18 protein-coding genes are annotated in these 13,926 nt (G+C 76.1%); 7 read left to right on the top strand and 11 right to left on the bottom strand.

The genetic code is table 11. The annotated features are described in order from the left end of the window. Window positions 1–209: 209 nt before the first annotated feature. On the top strand, window positions 210–503 hold the full coding sequence (locus BMZ16_RS16180) for a sulfurtransferase TusA family protein (RefSeq protein ID WP_089802917.1): 294 nt from the start codon (window positions 210–212) through the stop codon (window positions 501–503). A 46-nt stretch (window positions 504–549) separates the two neighbouring features. Here the strand turns inward: BMZ16_RS16180 and BMZ16_RS16175 are convergent, their stop codons facing one another. The 3 genes from BMZ16_RS16175 to BMZ16_RS16165 all read right to left on the bottom strand — a co-directional run bounded on the left by BMZ16_RS16175 (window position 550) and on the right by BMZ16_RS16165 (window position 2,655). Further along, window positions 550–927 (bottom strand): DUF2255 family protein, encoded by a 378-nt coding sequence (locus BMZ16_RS16175; protein ID WP_089802400.1) that lies wholly within the window; start codon window positions 925–927, stop codon window positions 550–552. A gap of 104 nt (window positions 928–1,031) precedes the next feature. Then, window positions 1,032–1,511: a nitroreductase/quinone reductase family protein gene (locus BMZ16_RS16170; RefSeq protein ID WP_089802398.1), complete on the bottom strand. Its 480-nt coding sequence runs from the start codon at window positions 1,509–1,511 to the stop codon at window positions 1,032–1,034. A gap of 88 nt (window positions 1,512–1,599) precedes the next feature. Beyond that, on the bottom strand, window positions 1,600–2,655 hold the full coding sequence (locus BMZ16_RS16165) for a helix-turn-helix transcriptional regulator (RefSeq protein WP_089802396.1): 1,056 nt from the start codon (window positions 2,653–2,655) through the stop codon (window positions 1,600–1,602). A 99-nt stretch (window positions 2,656–2,754) separates the two neighbouring features. On the opposite strand from BMZ16_RS16165, the gene BMZ16_RS16160 reads away from it, so the two are divergent. Then, window positions 2,755–3,177: a VOC family protein gene (locus BMZ16_RS16160; RefSeq protein ID WP_089802395.1), complete on the top strand. Its 423-nt coding sequence runs from the start codon at window positions 2,755–2,757 to the stop codon at window positions 3,175–3,177. A gap of 139 nt (window positions 3,178–3,316) precedes the next feature. Next, on the top strand, window positions 3,317–4,123 hold the full coding sequence (locus tag BMZ16_RS16155) for a hypothetical protein (protein ID WP_089802393.1): 807 nt from the start codon (window positions 3,317–3,319) through the stop codon (window positions 4,121–4,123). Window positions 4,124–4,147: 24 nt separating this feature from the next. Here BMZ16_RS16155 and BMZ16_RS16150 read toward each other — a convergent pair whose 3' ends face one another. From BMZ16_RS16150 to BMZ16_RS16130, 5 genes are all read right to left on the bottom strand, one after another. Continuing rightward, complete coding sequence (locus BMZ16_RS16150) at window positions 4,148–4,462, bottom strand: YciI family protein (protein ID WP_089802391.1); 315 nt, start codon at window positions 4,460–4,462, stop codon at window positions 4,148–4,150. Continuing rightward, complete coding sequence (locus BMZ16_RS16145) at window positions 4,387–5,988, bottom strand: ABC transporter permease (protein ID WP_089802389.1); 1,602 nt, start codon at window positions 5,986–5,988, stop codon at window positions 4,387–4,389. Before BMZ16_RS16145 ends, BMZ16_RS16150 begins: the two co-directional genes overlap by 76 nt. Continuing rightward, entirely contained in the window at window positions 5,985–6,884 is a 900-nt protein-coding gene (locus tag BMZ16_RS16140) for an ABC transporter ATP-binding protein (protein ID WP_089802387.1), read from the bottom strand. Before BMZ16_RS16140 ends, BMZ16_RS16145 begins: the two co-directional genes overlap by 4 nt. 102 nt (window positions 6,885–6,986) lie before the next feature. Continuing rightward, window positions 6,987–7,481, bottom strand: a complete 495-nt coding sequence (locus BMZ16_RS16135) for a DUF4274 domain-containing protein (protein WP_089802385.1) — start codon at window positions 7,479–7,481, stop codon at window positions 6,987–6,989. Between the two features lie 57 nt (window positions 7,482–7,538). Continuing rightward, a complete protein-coding gene (locus tag BMZ16_RS16130; protein WP_089802383.1) occupies window positions 7,539–8,384 on the bottom strand; it encodes an SDR family oxidoreductase in 846 nt (281 codons plus the stop codon). 94 nt (window positions 8,385–8,478) lie between these two features. Between BMZ16_RS16130 and BMZ16_RS16125 the strand changes: the two genes are divergently transcribed. Both BMZ16_RS16125 and BMZ16_RS16120 read left to right on the top strand, forming a co-directional pair. After that, the gene (locus tag BMZ16_RS16125; protein ID WP_255366758.1) at window positions 8,479–9,288 is read left to right on the top strand and encodes an alpha/beta fold hydrolase; all 810 of its coding nucleotides are present in this window, start codon (window positions 8,479–8,481) and stop codon (window positions 9,286–9,288) included. 150 nt (window positions 9,289–9,438) lie between these two features. Further along, complete coding sequence (locus BMZ16_RS16120; RefSeq protein WP_089802381.1) at window positions 9,439–10,458, top strand: zinc-dependent alcohol dehydrogenase family protein; 1,020 nt, start codon at window positions 9,439–9,441, stop codon at window positions 10,456–10,458. Between the two features lie 26 nt (window positions 10,459–10,484). Here the strand turns inward: BMZ16_RS16120 and BMZ16_RS16115 are convergent, their stop codons facing one another. Both BMZ16_RS16115 and BMZ16_RS16110 read right to left on the bottom strand, forming a co-directional pair. Next, the gene (locus tag BMZ16_RS16115; protein WP_089802379.1) at window positions 10,485–11,033 is read right to left on the bottom strand and encodes a hypothetical protein; all 549 of its coding nucleotides are present in this window, start codon (window positions 11,031–11,033) and stop codon (window positions 10,485–10,487) included. A 99-nt stretch (window positions 11,034–11,132) separates the two neighbouring features. Then, window positions 11,133–11,975 carry an alpha/beta fold hydrolase gene (locus BMZ16_RS16110; RefSeq protein ID WP_089802913.1) on the bottom strand — a complete coding sequence of 281 codons (843 nt, stop codon included), beginning with the start codon at window positions 11,973–11,975 and terminating at the stop codon, window positions 11,133–11,135. A gap of 63 nt (window positions 11,976–12,038) precedes the next feature. Between BMZ16_RS16110 and yidD the strand changes: the two genes are divergently transcribed. Beyond that, on the top strand, window positions 12,039–12,329 hold the full coding sequence (yidD, locus tag BMZ16_RS16105) for a membrane protein insertion efficiency factor YidD (RefSeq protein WP_089802911.1): 291 nt from the start codon (window positions 12,039–12,041) through the stop codon (window positions 12,327–12,329). Between the two features lie 77 nt (window positions 12,330–12,406). Here the strand turns inward: yidD and BMZ16_RS16100 are convergent, their stop codons facing one another. Next, window positions 12,407–13,237: a TspO/MBR family protein gene (locus tag BMZ16_RS16100; RefSeq protein ID WP_089802377.1), complete on the bottom strand. Its 831-nt coding sequence runs from the start codon at window positions 13,235–13,237 to the stop codon at window positions 12,407–12,409. Window positions 13,238–13,413: 176 nt separating this feature from the next. On the opposite strand from BMZ16_RS16100, the gene BMZ16_RS16095 reads away from it, so the two are divergent. Continuing rightward, window positions 13,414–13,911 carry a DUF3995 domain-containing protein gene (locus BMZ16_RS16095; protein ID WP_089802375.1) on the top strand — a complete coding sequence of 166 codons (498 nt, stop codon included), beginning with the start codon at window positions 13,414–13,416 and terminating at the stop codon, window positions 13,909–13,911. Window positions 13,912–13,926: the final 15 nt, after the last annotated feature.

The following is a 13,926-nucleotide window of genomic DNA, read 5'->3' as shown; positions in this document are numbered from 1 at the left end:
CGAGCCGGTCGATACCGTTATCGACGCAGTCTGCAGCGTGGGAGCGTGACCCCTCACGGGGAATCCGGGCGGTTAATCGTTTACGTCCTTCACCCGCTGCTCGTCTCATGGAGCGCTCGGGAGGCGGAGCAGCGCGCGCAAGTTTCGGGTGCTGGGTCGCACAGCCGCCCGACCAGGGCGGTCGTCCGGTGCCGGGTACGCTCGCGCCCGTGGCCGACTCGGGGGACGTGCTGACCATCGACGGCGGCGACCTCGGGTGCGCGCGGCTCCTGCTGCTGCTGCGGGACCGCGTGGCGACGCTGCCCGCCGGTGCGGTCGTGCACCTGGTGACCGACGACCCCGTGGCCCCCATCGACCTGCCCGTCTGGTGCCACATGACCGGCCACACGTACCTCGGCACCGTCGAGGGCCGGGCCCGGCCCACGTACGCCGTGGCGGTCGCGTCGCGACCGGCGGCGACCGACGAGCGGAACCCCTGGCACGCGGGCCCGCGCGACGCCTGACCGCACGCCGAGCAGCCGCGTCCGAGCAGCCGCGCGCCCGGTCGGGTCAGTCGCGCGGCACGACCCGCAGCGTCACGTCGACCACCTGCGGCCCGACGACCGTGCCGACGATCGCCGGCCCGTGCGCGTCGTACTTGGCGTGGTAGGCGGCGTCGAGGTCCGCGTGCACGTCGGGCGGCGCCGGTTCGAACGTCACGTCCTTCTCGACGCCGTCGGCGCGGACCCGCCCGCTCCCCGACGCCCGCGCGCGACGGAACCAGCCGTTGGTCGGGCCGTACGCCGAGCGCACGTACAGGTCGTCGCCCGTGCGCGCGCACCAGATCGTCACGTACGGCCGCAGGCTGCCGTCGGGACGGTACGACGCGAGCTGCAGCTCCTCCGCGTCGCCGAGACGTGCCAGGTCGTCGGGTGCCCAGGTGCTCATGCGTCCTCCCGTGCTCTCAGGGACACGACCGATGCTGTCGGCACGCGTGGACGAGCGCCACCGGGCGGTCGCGACGCCGCAGGCCGCCGGGCCGTCCGGTGTCGTCAGGCCGCCGACCTGGTGCGCGGTGCCAGCCGCACGACCGGGATCTCGCGGTCGGTCGCGGCGGCGTAGTCCGCGAAGCCCGGCGCGGCGGCGACGATGCCCGCCCAGGCCTGCGCGCGCTCCTCACCGTGGAGCTGCTCGGCGGTGACGCCGACGTGCTGCCGGTCGACCTCGATGCGCACCCGGTCGGGGTGGGCGGCGATGTTGTGGAACCACGCGGGGTTGCGCGCGTCGCCGCCGGCGGACGCGACGACGAGCCACGTGCCGTCGTCGCCGGGGAACCACGCGACCGGCACGGTGCGCTCCTCGCCGCTGCGGGCGCCGACCGTGGTGAGGACGAGCGCGTTCATCCTGCCGGCGAAGCCGCGGCCGCCGGTGGCGCGCAGGCGACGTGCGACGAGGCGGTTGACGAGCCGCATGACGGGCGCAGGGAGGGGCATGCCCTTGCCGCGGGTGCCGCTGGAGGTGCTGAAGCTCATGGCAGGTCCTGTTCGTCGGAGCGGCGGAGCGGTTCCCCCCTGCAACCGGCCCTGCTCCTGCCCGATTCCTGGCGTCGCGCGCGGTTCCTCAGCGTTCGCTCAGGGCGTGCGTGCGCCCGGGGGTGGGCGGTGGGGCCGCCGCGTCCGCGTACCGCCGGGCGAGGCGCGCGAACGCGGCGCGCAGCTCGTCCGGGCCCTCGACGCGCACGTCGGCGTCGAACCGTCCGAGGGCCGCCGCCAGCGCGGCCCAGGACCACGACCCGGACTCCAGCCGGCAGCGTCCGTCGCCGAGGTCCTCGACGACGCCGTCGCCGGCGAACGGGGCGACGTCACCGGCGGGCAGGTCGAGCACGACGGAGCCGCGGCACGGCCACGCGCTGCCCGACGTCGCCCCCGTGAACCGTGCCGCGAGCAGGGCGCGCACGTCGCCGCCGGGCACGGGGCGCGGCGCGAACCGGGGGCCGGTGGGCGTACGGGGCGTCATCCGGTCGACGCGGAACACCCGCCAGTCCGCGCGGTCCAGGTCCCACGCGACGAGGTACCAGCGGCCGCGGGCGGCGACGAGGTGGTGCGGCTCGGTGCGGCGCGGCGCTGCCGGGCGTGCAGGGCCCGTGCCGGCGCGGTCCGGTACGGGTCCGTGGTCGGCGGAGTCGCCCGCGTAGTCGAAGCGCAGCACCTCCCGGGTGCGGACGGCGGCCGACAGGGCCAGGAGCACGTCCGCCGCGACGGGGCCGGTCGGGCGCGTGGCGTCCGGGGCGGTCTCGAAGCGCAGAGCCTCGGCGCGGCGTCGCAGCCGTGGCGGCATGACGCGGCGGATCGTGCCGAGTGCGCGCTCGGCGGCCTCGTCGAGGTCGGTACCGAGCAGCGGCGCGGCCTGCAGCGCGACCGCGACGGCGGTCACCTGGTCCTCGTCGAGCAGCAGCGGCGGCAGCTCGGCGCCGGCCTCGAGGCGGTACCCGCCGGCCGAGCCGCGGTCCGCGTGGATCCGGTAGCCCATCGCGCGCAGCCGCTCCACGTCGCGGCGGACCGTCCGCTCGCTGATCCCGAGCCGGCCCGCGAGCGCCGGCCCCGGCCAGTCCCGCGGCGTCTGCAGGAGCGACAGCAGGCGCAGCAGCCGTGCCGTCGTGGTGCCCGACGTGCTCATGCCGCCAACCTAGCCGCGTATCAGGACCGAACCTGACCTGATGCCCCGGCATCGTCGGGGTGTCGGGACGGTCCCGGCACGTCACCACGAGGAGCCACCATGACCATCACCACCACGACCCACCTGAACTTCCGCGGCCGGGCCGCCGAGGCGCTCGAGCTGTACCGCGGCGTCTTCGGCGGTGACGTCACCGCCGTCACGTACGCCCAGGCAGGCGCCGTCACCGACCCGGCCGAGGCCGACCAGGTCATGTGGGGCCAGGTCGCCTCGCCCGCCGGGTTCCGCGTCATGGCCTACGACGTGCCCGCGCACACCGCGTACGAGCCCGGCGCCAACCCGGTCTACGTCTCCGTGCGCGGCACCGACGCCGACGAGCTGCGGGGCTACTGGGACGCGCTGGCCGCGGGTGCCGACGTCCGCGTCCCGCTCGCCGCGGCCGCCTGGTCGCCGCTGTACGGGATGCTCACCGACCGCGTCGGCGTCACGTGGGTCCTCGACCTCGAGGTGCCCTGGTCGTCCTGACGGACCGGCCGGCGCCGCTCGGGCGCCGGCCCGCCGGCACCACGGGTTTGCGGCGGCCAATCGTTTCGGGGCGGGACCGCGGGCGCCCGCGCTGCCTAGCATCCGGGCATCCACACCCGACGGAACGGCTGGTGCGCGCATGAGGACGATCCGGACCCTGGTCACCGTCGCGGCGGTCGCCGCGACCACGCTCGTCCTGGCACCCGTCGCGTCCGCCGGGGGTGGGCACGGGCACGGGCCGGGTCAGCGCGGCCCGTGCGCGCGCACCGACGCGCTGTTCTGCGAGGACTTCGAGGCGCAGCCGCTCGGCGGCCCGGTGAGCCTGGACTGGGGCGTCGACACCCGCCGCGGCACGCTGTCCGTCGAGCGGGCAGGCCGCGCGGGCAAGGTGATGCGGGTGCACACCGAGGACAACGGGCAGGCGTTCCTCGAGGTCACGGACTTCGCCGCCCCGGGCAACACGTTCTACGGCCGGCTGCGCGTCAAGGTCGACGACTTCCCGACGGCACCGGACTGGGCGCACTTCACGCTGGTCGAGGTCACGGGCTCCGGCTCCGACGAGGTCGTGCGGCCGCTCGGCGGGCAGTTCGCCCCGACGGTCGGCCCGGACGCCACGTTCTGGGGCATCGGCGCCGACGGCGGCCCGACCGGTGACTGGACGAGCTGGCAGGAGTCCGCACCGACGGTCGAGGACCGCTGGCAGTGCGTCGAGTTCGAGTGGTACGCCCCGGAGAACCGCGTGGCCGTGTGGTTCGACGGCGTCCCGCAACCGGAGCTGACCGTGACCACCACGCAGCACGGCGGCGCCGACACCGACTTCGTCCTGCCGGCGGCCGACACGGTGCGGATCGGCTGGCAGCTGTACCAGGGCGGCTCCGTGCCCGGGCGCTACGACCTGTGGGTCGACGACATCACGCTGGACACCGAGCGCGTCGGCTGCCGCTGACGCCCCGGTCCGGCCCGACCGACGTCAGAGGAACGGGCGCAGCTCGACCCGCCGCCGGCAGGCCCGGGACGCCGCGGTCGCGAGCGCGAGCGCGGTGGCGTGGTCGGCGGCGTCGACCACCCAGAAGCCGGCGACGTACTCGGTGGTCTCCACGAAGGGCCCGTCCGTCCGCAGGGCCGGACCGTCGCCCGTCGCGTCGACGACCGTCGACGCGCGCGGGCCCGCGGCGTTTCGACACGACGCGCGGTCCTGCCCCCGACCCGTCAGCGTGCCAGGTCGCGTCGCCGGAACCCGACGAACCCCACGGCCACGAGCACGGCCGTCACCAGCGCGAGCCACCCCAGCCCCGACCGGTCGGGGCTCGGGGCCGTCGTGTCCGGGACGTGCCAGAACGGGCTGATGCCGAGCACCAGGTCGTCGAGCCCGAGGGTCGGGCCGAGGAGCGTCAGCAGGAACGACGCGACGAGCGCCCCCCAGGCGGCGAGGCTCACGACGGGCCGCGCCCCGACCACCGCCACGGCCACGGCCACCACGGTCCACACCGCCGGGACCGTGGCCAGGGTCTGCTCGACGACGTCGACGAGCCCGACCGTGAGGTCGGCGCGGGCGGCCATGAGCCCCACGACGACCCCGGCGCCGACCAGGTACCCCGTGACGACGGTCAGCGCGACGGCCACGTGGCTCGCGTAGTACCGGGCGCGGGGCAGCGCACCGGCGAGCAGCGGCTCGACGCGGCCCTCCAGCTCCTCGCCGCGCACCCGCAGCACGATCTGGATGCCGGGCACGGCGGCGATGATGCCGACGAGGCTCAGCAGGGTGCGGACGACCGCGCCCGTGAGCTGCTCGGGCGTGGTGGCGCCGGACGCGAGGACCTGCTGCACGCCGGTGCTGCCGGCCACCAGGTCCGTGATCGACGTCGTGAAGTACCCGAACACCAGGCCCAGCAGGTGGAACGCGACCGCCCACGTGAGGATCGGCGCCCGGTTGAGCCGCAGGGCGAGCAGCAGGGGCCCGCGGACCCGTCCGCGCGCCGGGCCCGGGCGCTGGGCGATCGCGCCCTGGCCGACGTCGCGTCGCGCCTGCAGGGCGAAGCCGACCGTGACGACGACGACGGTGAAGGCGACCGCCGGCAGCAGCGGTGCCCAGTGGTCGCCCGACGCGGGTCGCGTCTCGAGCATCCAGCCCAGCGGGTTGGCCCGGACGGTCCACACGGGCGCGTCGAGGGAGACGCAGAACCCGCGGGCGAGGAACAGGGTGCCCAGGGTGCCGACCGCCAGCGCGTTCGCCGTGCGGGCGTCGGACCCGAGCTGCGCCGTGACCGCGGCCACGGCCGCGAACATCCAGCCGCTCGCCGTGTACGTGGCACCGAGCAGCAGCGACGCCTCCCACGCGCCGCCGCACAGACCCGTGACGACGCCGGCGACCACCCCTGCGGCGAGCGACCCGACGAGCGCGACGGCCACACCGGTCAGCAGCCGGGCCGAGCGGCCCATGACCCCCGACGCGAGCAGCTCGGCCTGACCGGAGTCCTCCTGGCCGCGGGTCGTGCGCGTCACGGAGAGCACCGCCCCGAGCGCCACGAAGAACCCGCCGAGGGCCAGGGTGCGCCAGGCGTTGAACCCGTCGACCGTCGTCAGGTCGAACGCCGGGCCGAAGACCAGCCCGAGGGCGGGGTTGGCCTCGACGGCCCCGGCGAGCGCGCGTCGTGCGGCCAGGTCCGGGAAGACGAACGGGTACACGACCACCGACGACGCCGACAGCAGCGTCACGACCAGCACCCAGGGGGCGAGGAGCCGGCCCTCGTGGCGCAGCGCGACGCGCAGCAGCGGACGGGTCCCGGTGAGGGAGGCGGCCGCGGTGCTCATCGCGCCGGGGTGCCGTCGTCGCCGTAGAGCCGCAGGAACAGGCTCTCCAACGACGGGGGCGCGACGGTGAGCGAGCGGATCCCGTGCACCGTGAGCACGGCCAGGGCCTCGCCGATCCGCGGCGTCTCGACGTGCGCCGTGATCCGGGCACCGTCCACGTGCACGTCGCGCAGGACGGCGGGGGCGGGCACGGGGAGCGGGCGCGTGAGGGTCGCGTGGATCGTCGTGCGGGTCTGCCCGCGCAGGTCGGCCAGGGTGCCGGACCGCACGACGCGCCCGTCGCGGACGATGCTGATCCGGTCGGCGAGCGTCTCGACCTCCGCCAGGGCGTGGCTGGACAGCAGCACGGTCGTCCCGCGGCTCCTGGCCTCGGCGAGCACCTCCTGGAAGACGTTCTCCATGAGCGGGTCGAGCCCGCTGGTCGGCTCGTCGAGCACCAGCAGCTCGACGTCGGACGCGAGCGCCGCGACCAGGGCGACCTTCTGCCGGTTGCCCGTCGAGTACTGCCGCCCCCGCTTGGTGGGGTCCAGCTCGAAGCGCTCGACCATCTCGGCGCGGCGGCGCTCGTCGAGCCCGCCGCGCAGCGCTCCGAGCAGGTCGATCGCCTCGCCGCCGGTCATCCCGGGCCACAGCGAGACGTCGCCCGGGACGTACGCCAGCCGTCGGTGCAGCGCCACGACGTCCCGCCACGGGTCGCCGCCGAGCAGCCGGACGGTGCCGCCGTCGGCGCGCAGCAGCCCGAGCAGGACGCGGATCGTCGTGGACTTGCCGGCGCCGTTGGGGCCGAGGAAGCCGTGCACGTGGCCGGCCTCGACCCGCAGGTCGAGGCCGTCGAGCGCGCGGAACCGGCCGAACGACTTGCGCAGCCCCCGGACGTCGACCACCGGTCCGCCCATCGGCCTCCCCCTCGTCGACGACCGGGCACACCCCAGTGAACTCCCCGGGAGCCCGTCCGGCGCGCTCGAGACCGCCCGCCGTGTCGGTGACGGGCGGCGTCGTCAGCCGCGCAGCAGCGCGCTGTAGCGCAGGTGCACGTCCAGCGGCAGGCCGTCCTCGGTGTCCTCGTCGTCGACGAGCCCGCCGGGCACCGCCCGCAGCATGACGTCGGGCACCGGGTACGGCTCGGGGTCGTCGCCCTCGCCCTCGGTCCAGTCGATCTCGTCGTCGTCCGTGGGGTCGAACCCGATGCCGTGGTCCGCCCAGTACCCCGCGGCGTAGCGCTCCTCGATCAGGCGCAGCAGCTCCCAGGTCGGACGGTCGGGCTCGGGCACCTCGTCGGCCGACGCGTACCGGCAGTAGTACCCGGCGCCGAGGATCCAGTAGGCGGCCAGTGCGCTGGCGCGGTCGGTCGTCGGGTCGTCGAGCACGAACCGGACGAGCGCCTCACCGGTGTCGTAGTTGGCCCGGCGCACGAAGGTGTGCCGCTGCTCCGGGGTGGCGGAACGCAGGTAGTCGCGCAGGAACTGCTCGGCCTCGGGGTGCACGGTGCTCACGTCCGTCGAGGCTACCGGGCCGTAGCCCGTCGGCACGGCGGCCGCGCGCCGGGGCGGTCACCGCGCCCGCAGCACCGTCTCCAGGTCGGCCGGCGGCGTGCCCGTGATCCGCTCGACCGCGTCGCTCGGCTCCGCCATGACGTCGCTCGCGATGGCCGTGTACGTCGACACCCACGCGTCGACCTGCCAGTCGGGGGCGCCGTACGACGCGCGTGACGCGTACGCCTCCTCGAGCGTCTCGTCGTGGAACGTGACGGGCGTGCCGCGCACGGCGCTGATCGTGGCGGCGGCCTCGGTCAGCGTCAGTCCCCGCGGCCCGGTGAGGTCGTACGCACGGTCGACGTGCGGCGCGGGGTCGGCCAGCACCGTCGCGGCGACGCGCGCCACGTCGGACCGGGCGACGAACGCGCACCGTCCGCCGTCGGCCGGCCCGCGCAGCACGCCGTCGGGGCCGACGAAGTCCTCCAGGACGTCGAGGTAGAACGTGTCGCGCAGGAACGTCCACCGCAGGCTCGACGCCCGCAGCGCCTGCTCCGTGCGGAAGTGGTCGCGCCCGAGCGTGAACACCGCGTCCGGTGCCGCCGCCGCGAACGACGTGTACACGACGTGCCGCACCCCCGCGTCGGCGGCGGCCGCGACGAACGTCTCGTGGTCGGCCGCGCGCGTGCGGCTCTCGCTCGCGGACACCATGAGCAGGACGTCGACGCCGCGCAGCGCGGCCGTGCTGAGGTCCCGGTCGCCGTAGTCGACGCGCTCGACGTCCGCGCCCACGTCCGGCAGGCGCGGGCTCGCGGGGTCCCGCACCAGCAGCCGCTGTCGCAGGCCCCGGTCGGCCAGGTGCCGGGCGACCAGCCCGCCGACGTGCCCCGTGGCACCGGTCACGCCGATCGTGGGGGAGTCCATGGGCCCTCCTCGGGTCGGCCCCCATCGTCGACCCCCGGCGTGCGGTCGCGCCATCGGGCGGCGGGCCGGGACGCGCCGGGTTAGCGTCGGCGGCGTGTACCGCGAGGTCGGGGGCGTCCGCGTGCACCACGTCGAGCACGGCGACGGGGTGCCGTTCGTGGTGCTGCACGGTGCGGGTGTCGACCACCGCGAGGTCGCCGGGGCGCTCGAGCCCGTGCTCGCCGGCGTCGACGGGCTGCGGCGGGTCTACCCGGACCTGCCCGCGCACGGCCGCACGGCCGCTCCCGCGCACCTGGGCGGCGGTGACGACGTCGTGGAGGTGCTGCTGCGGTTCGTCGACCGGGTGACCGGCGGCGGGCCGTTCGTGATCGGCGGGCACTCCCTGGGCGGGTACCTGGCGCGCGCCGTGGCCGCCCGGCGGCCCGACCGGGTCGCCGGCCTCGCGCTCGTCTGCCCGGCCGGCCGCAGGGCCCGGGACGTCCCGCCGCACCGGGTGCTGCACGACGAGCCCGGTGCCGCGGACGTCCTGGACCGTGCCGACGTCCCGGGGTTCGAGGAGTACCTCGTCGTGCGCACCGCTCGCACCGCGCGGGCCTACCGGGACCATGTGCTGCCCGGCGCCCGGCTGTGCGACGAGGAGGGGTTCGGCCAGGTGTACGGGCGCTGGGAGCTGCGCGACGCCCCCGACGCCGACGCGCCGCAGCCCTACCCGACGCTGGTCCTGGCGGGCCGCCACGACGCGTCCGTGGGGTGGGCCGACGCCGTGCGCCTGCTCGACGTCTACCCGCGCGCCTCGCTGACGGTGGCCGACGGCGCGGGCCACGCGCTCCTGCACGAGCAGCCCGACCTGGTCGCCGCGCTGCTGCGGCACTGGCTCGCGGGGCTCGGGCTCCCGGCCACCTGACGTCCGCACCACCTGACGGTCCACCACCTCGCGGCCCGGCCGCGTACCCCCGGGTGCGCCCCGCCGCGTGCGGGGTGCGCCCCGCCTCCGCATGCTGGGGACGGCGGGACCGTCCGGATCCGCCACCACCAGCCGGCAGGGGGCGCCGCGATGCGCGCAGTCATCATGGAACGACCCGGTGAGGTCCGCGTCGTCGACCGGGAGCAGCCGAGGATCGAGCAACCGACCGACGCCGTCATCGAGGTCACCGCGACCTGCATCTGCGGCTCCGACCTGTGGCCCTACCGCGGGATCGAGTCCGCCGACCACGCGTGGATGGGGCACGAGTACGTCGGCGTCGTCCGCGAGGTGGGGGCGCAGGTGCGCGACGTGCGGGTCGGGCAGTTCGTCGTCGGGTCGTTCTTCGCGTCGGACGACACCTGCGAGATCTGCCGCTCCGGGTACCAGTCGCACTGCGTGCAGCGGGTGCCGATGGGCATGATCGGGACGCAGGCGCAGTACGCGCGCATCCCGCTGGCCGACGGCACGCTCGTCGCGACGCCGGGGATGCCGGACCCGGACCTGGTGCCGTCGCTGCTGGCCGCGTCCGACGTGCTGGGGACCGGGTGGTTCGCGGCGGTGGCCGCCGAGGCGGGGCCGGGGAAGATGGTCGCGGTGGTCGGTGACGGAGCCGTCGGGCTGCTCGGTGTCCTGGCCGCGCGGCAGCTCGGTGCCGAACGCGTGATCGCCATGTCCCGGCACGCCGACCGGCAGGCGCTCGCGCGCGGGTTCGGCGCCACCGACGTCGTCGAGGAGCGCGGCGACGCGGGGGTGGCGCACGTCAAGGACCTCACCGACGGGCTGGGCGCGCACAGCGTGGTCGAGGCCGTCGGCACGCAGGAGTCGATGATGCAGGCCATCCGGTCGACCCGCCCCGGCGGGCACGTCGGGTACGTCGGCGTCTCGCACGACGTCACGCTGCCCGGCCAGGAGCTGTTCTTCTCCGGTGTGCACCTGCACGGCGGCCCGGCGCCGGTGCGCCGGTTCCTGCCCGACCTGATCCAGCGGATCTGGGACCGCACCATCGACCCCGGCAAGGTCTTCGACCTCACCCTGCCGCTGGAGCAGGCCGCCGAGGGCTACCGTGCGATGGACGAGCGGCGGGCGACCAAGGTGCTGCTCACCGTGTGAGGCGCGAGGGCGTCGGTGTGCACTCGTCAGCCCTCGGCGACGTCGAGCGTGTAGGCCGCCTCGACCGTGAACCCGTGCCCGTCGCCGCCCCTGATCACGACCTCGTGCCGGCCGGCGGGCAGCGGCGGGACCAGGCCCCACAGGCCCCACATCGCCATGGGGACGATCCGGTGGGTCTGCGTGACCGGGTTGTCCTGCGAGCCGGCGAGGTCCACGGCGTCGACGACGACCTCCCGCAGCTCGACGTCCGCACCGTCCACGGTGATCCGGCCGAACCCGTCACCCAGCACCGGCGCACCGTCGCCCGCCGGCCCCCACATGTTCACGGCCGGGCCGTACAGCGGCCGCCCGGCCGGCACCGTGCAGTCCCGCTGCACCGCCCCGCCGAACGTCCCGGCGAGGAACCAGACGTCGTCCGGCTGGTCCCGGCCGGCGTGCTCACCGTTGAGGTCGGCGACCGGTGAGGTCGCCCAGTCCTGGCCCGCGACCCAGCGGAGCCAGCGCGCGGACAGGTCCTCGGGGGAGCCCGTGGGGTACGGGACGGGCGCGGGCCTGCGGCGCCGGAAGAGCTGCATGGGCAGAAGGTAGTGGTCGGCGGTGCTCCGTGGGGCCGGAACCGGGGGACCGATCGGTGCCGGTCGTCCCGGGGGTGTCGCACCGTCCGCCGACGGCCGTCAGCCGGGCAGCACCTCGGCCAGGAAGCGGTCGACCACGGCCCGGAACGCGGCGGGCTGCTCCACCCACGGGTAGTGCCCGCACGCCTCCAGCACGACGAGCCGACCGGCGGGCAGCGCGGCGGCGAGCGCGGCCGGCGCGGTGACACCGGTGAGGGCGTCCTCGGCGCCGGCGACCACGAGCGTGGGGACGGTCAGCGTCGGCAGGCCCGCACGCAGGTCGTCGGGCGGCGGTCCCGCGAGGTACGCCCGGGCGGCTGCCAGGTGCCACCGGCCGGCCGCGGCGTGCGCCCGCTCCGCGGTTCCCCACGCGGCGTACCCGGCGGGCGCACCCGCGTGCTGCCACGCGTCGTAGGCCTGCGCGCTGCTCGTGCCGGCGCCGCCCTCGAGCGCCGCCACCGCCGCCCGGAACACCGGGTCGGTCGCGCGGCGGGCGGCCACCGCCTCCGCGTCCGAGGTGACGTCCACCAGCGACGCCGCCGACGGCGTGACCAGGACGAGCCCGGCCAGGCCGGGGAACCGCAGCGCGTGGCTCACCGCCTGGCGCGCGGCCGCCGAGTGCGCCAGCAGGACGACGCGCGACGCACCCAGGTGCAGGCGCAGGTCCTGCACGTCCCCGGCCTGCGCCCACCACGAGGCGTGGGCGGGGTCCAGCGGGGAGTGGCCGACGCCGCGCGGGTGGGGCACGACGAGCCGCCGGGCCCCGGCCAGGCCGGCCAGGTCACCGAGGTACGCGGGGTCGCGCGCGGACCCGCCGGGCAGCGCGATCACGACGGGGGCGTCGGCGGGGCCGTGGGCGTCGTACGTGAGCCCGGCACCGTCCGCTGCCGGGTAGGTGGCCACGCGGCGACCGTAGCGGCGGGGGCTCGCCGCGCGCACCCCGCGCACCCGACCTACCTTGTGGCGATGACTTCCGCAGCGACCGTCGTCGACCGTCTGATCGCCGCGTACCAGCGGTCCGTCTCGCCCCGCAAGGGCTTCAGCTGCGCCTACCGCGTCGCCCACGGCGACGCGTCGTGCTCCGGCGTCGTCCGGCAGGCCGTGCGCAGCCGCGGGGTCGCCCGTGCGGTGGTGCCGGCGGTCGTGCAGCTCGTCGCCTGCTGCCGGGCGGCGACGATGCTCGCGCAGTCCGACGTCAGCGGCGTCTGCTGCTGCGGGGGGATCCCGATCCCGTTCCGGTTCCCGTTCCGCTCCTGATCCGTCGCCGGTCGTCGTCGCGCGCTGAGGCCCGGGGTGCGTCGGCGGGCCGCCCCTCCGCGGCCCGCCGACGCGGCTCAGTGGCGGCGCCGCGCCGCCAGGACGGCGACGACCGGTGCCACGAAGGCGACGCCCGCGGCGACGAACGCGGCCGTGGCGACCGTCTCGTCGACCAGCGGGCCGTTGGTGCGGCCGATGCCGATCCACGTCAGGCCCCAGGCCATCGCCAGCCCGACCGGGATGACGACGGCGGGGCGGCGGCGGCCGTAGGCGCCGTACGCGACCGCGAGCAGCGCGGCGGCCGAGACGAGCACGACGGACCAGCCCGTGGCGCCGAGGCCCAGCTCGCCCACGCCCGCGATCGCGAGGAACGCGGCGGTGTTGGCGAGCGTCGCGACGCTCACCCAGCCGAGGTAGAGCCCGACGGTCACGTCCGTCACCACGGACGGCAGCGTCGTGGTGTGGTCCATCCGGACGAGCCTGACGAACATGGTGGCCAGCACCGCGAGCAGCACGATGATGACGACGTCGCTGCCGCCGACCGACCCGGCCTGGACGACCGCGATCCACAGCGCGTTCAGCAGCATCGACGCCAGCACCCACCAGGCGATCGCGCGCAGCCGCCGGTCGGTGGCCTGGCGGGGCAGCGCCTGGACGATCGCGAACACCGCCAGGCCCGTGTAGATGACGGACCAGATCGAGAAGGCGGGGCTGTCGGGGGCGACGGGCGTCGCCGTGGCGGACAGGGAGCCGCCCGCGGCCTCGGCGATCGGCTGCCCGCCGAACGCGCCCGAGCCGACGGTGGCACCGACGATGGCGATCGCGGCGCCGACGAGGACCGTGACCTGACGGACCCGGTCCTGGGACGTGGTACGGCCGACTGCTGCGGCGGGGTTCAAGGTCTCCATGTCACCAGAGTGACAACAGTCAGCAGGCTGAGCATCTTGAGAGGCGTCCCGATCTGCCCAGATCGTCCCCGCAGAAGCCAGGGGCGGCGTGGAGCCCCGGCCGGGTCGACCGCGGCCCCGTCGCCACCTGCCGCGTGCGCTGCGTGCGGCACGGGCCGTGAGTAGCGTGACGAGGCATGGGTCCCGAGCGTCGGGCGTGGGTGCCGCCCGAGTGGGTGGCGTGGGGTGCGGTCGTCGCGGCCTTCGCGTTCGCTGCGGTCAGCCTGGTGTGGGCGACGGGCAGCACGCTCGGTCTCGACACCCTCGGGGGTGCCGTCGAGCGTCTGGGGCGCGCCCGCGACCCGGCGCTGCTGGCGGCCAACGGTGTCGCGCTGGTCCTCAAGGTCGCCGGCGGCGTGCTCGCCCTGGCGCTCGTGCAGCCGTGGGGCCGACGCCTCCCCCGCCGGCCGCTGCTGGCGCTGGGCTGGGCGGGAGCTGCCGTCCTCGTGGTCTACGGCCTGCTGCAGGTGACGTCCCTGGTGCTGGTCGCGGCGCACGCCGTCGTGCCCGACGAGGCGCTGTCCGCCCGCGCGCTGCGCTGGCGGCTGCTGCTGTGGGAGCCGTGGTTCCTCGTCTGGGGACTGCTGCTCGCCGGTGCCACGCTGCGGCACCAGCGGCTGCGTCCGGCGACCTGACGTCGCGCCGCGAGC

The organism is Cellulomonas sp. KH9 (assembly GCF_900114185.1).
GTDB lineage: Bacteria > Actinomycetota > Actinomycetes > Actinomycetales > Cellulomonadaceae > Cellulomonas.
This window is presented reverse-complemented; position numbering and strand designations above follow the sequence as displayed.

Coding starts and splice junctions, on each gene's coding strand:
- BMZ16_RS16175 (WP_089802400.1), bottom strand. CDS start 927: ATGAGCACCTGGGCACCCGACGACCTGGCACGTCTCGGCGACGCGGAG.
- BMZ16_RS16170 (WP_089802398.1), bottom strand. CDS start 1,511: ATGAGCTTCAGCACCTCCAGCGGCACCCGCGGCAAGGGCATGCCCCTC.
- BMZ16_RS16165 (WP_089802396.1), bottom strand. CDS start 2,655: ATGAGCACGTCGGGCACCACGACGGCACGGCTGCTGCGCCTGCTGTCG.
- BMZ16_RS16160 (WP_089802395.1), top strand. CDS start 2,755: ATGACCATCACCACCACGACCCACCTGAACTTCCGCGGCCGGGCCGCC.
- BMZ16_RS16155 (WP_089802393.1), top strand. CDS start 3,317: ATGAGGACGATCCGGACCCTGGTCACCGTCGCGGCGGTCGCCGCGACC.
- BMZ16_RS16145 (WP_089802389.1), bottom strand. CDS start 5,988: ATGAGCACCGCGGCCGCCTCCCTCACCGGGACCCGTCCGCTGCTGCGC.
- BMZ16_RS16140 (WP_089802387.1), bottom strand. CDS start 6,884: ATGGGCGGACCGGTGGTCGACGTCCGGGGGCTGCGCAAGTCGTTCGGC.
- BMZ16_RS16130 (WP_089802383.1), bottom strand. CDS start 8,384: ATGGACTCCCCCACGATCGGCGTGACCGGTGCCACGGGGCACGTCGGC.
- BMZ16_RS16120 (WP_089802381.1), top strand. CDS start 9,439: ATGCGCGCAGTCATCATGGAACGACCCGGTGAGGTCCGCGTCGTCGAC.
- BMZ16_RS16115 (WP_089802379.1), bottom strand. CDS start 11,033: ATGCAGCTCTTCCGGCGCCGCAGGCCCGCGCCCGTCCCGTACCCCACG.
- yidD (WP_089802911.1), top strand. CDS start 12,039: ATGACTTCCGCAGCGACCGTCGTCGACCGTCTGATCGCCGCGTACCAG.
- BMZ16_RS16100 (WP_089802377.1), bottom strand. CDS start 13,237: ATGGAGACCTTGAACCCCGCCGCAGCAGTCGGCCGTACCACGTCCCAG.
- BMZ16_RS16095 (WP_089802375.1), top strand. CDS start 13,414: ATGGGTCCCGAGCGTCGGGCGTGGGTGCCGCCCGAGTGGGTGGCGTGG.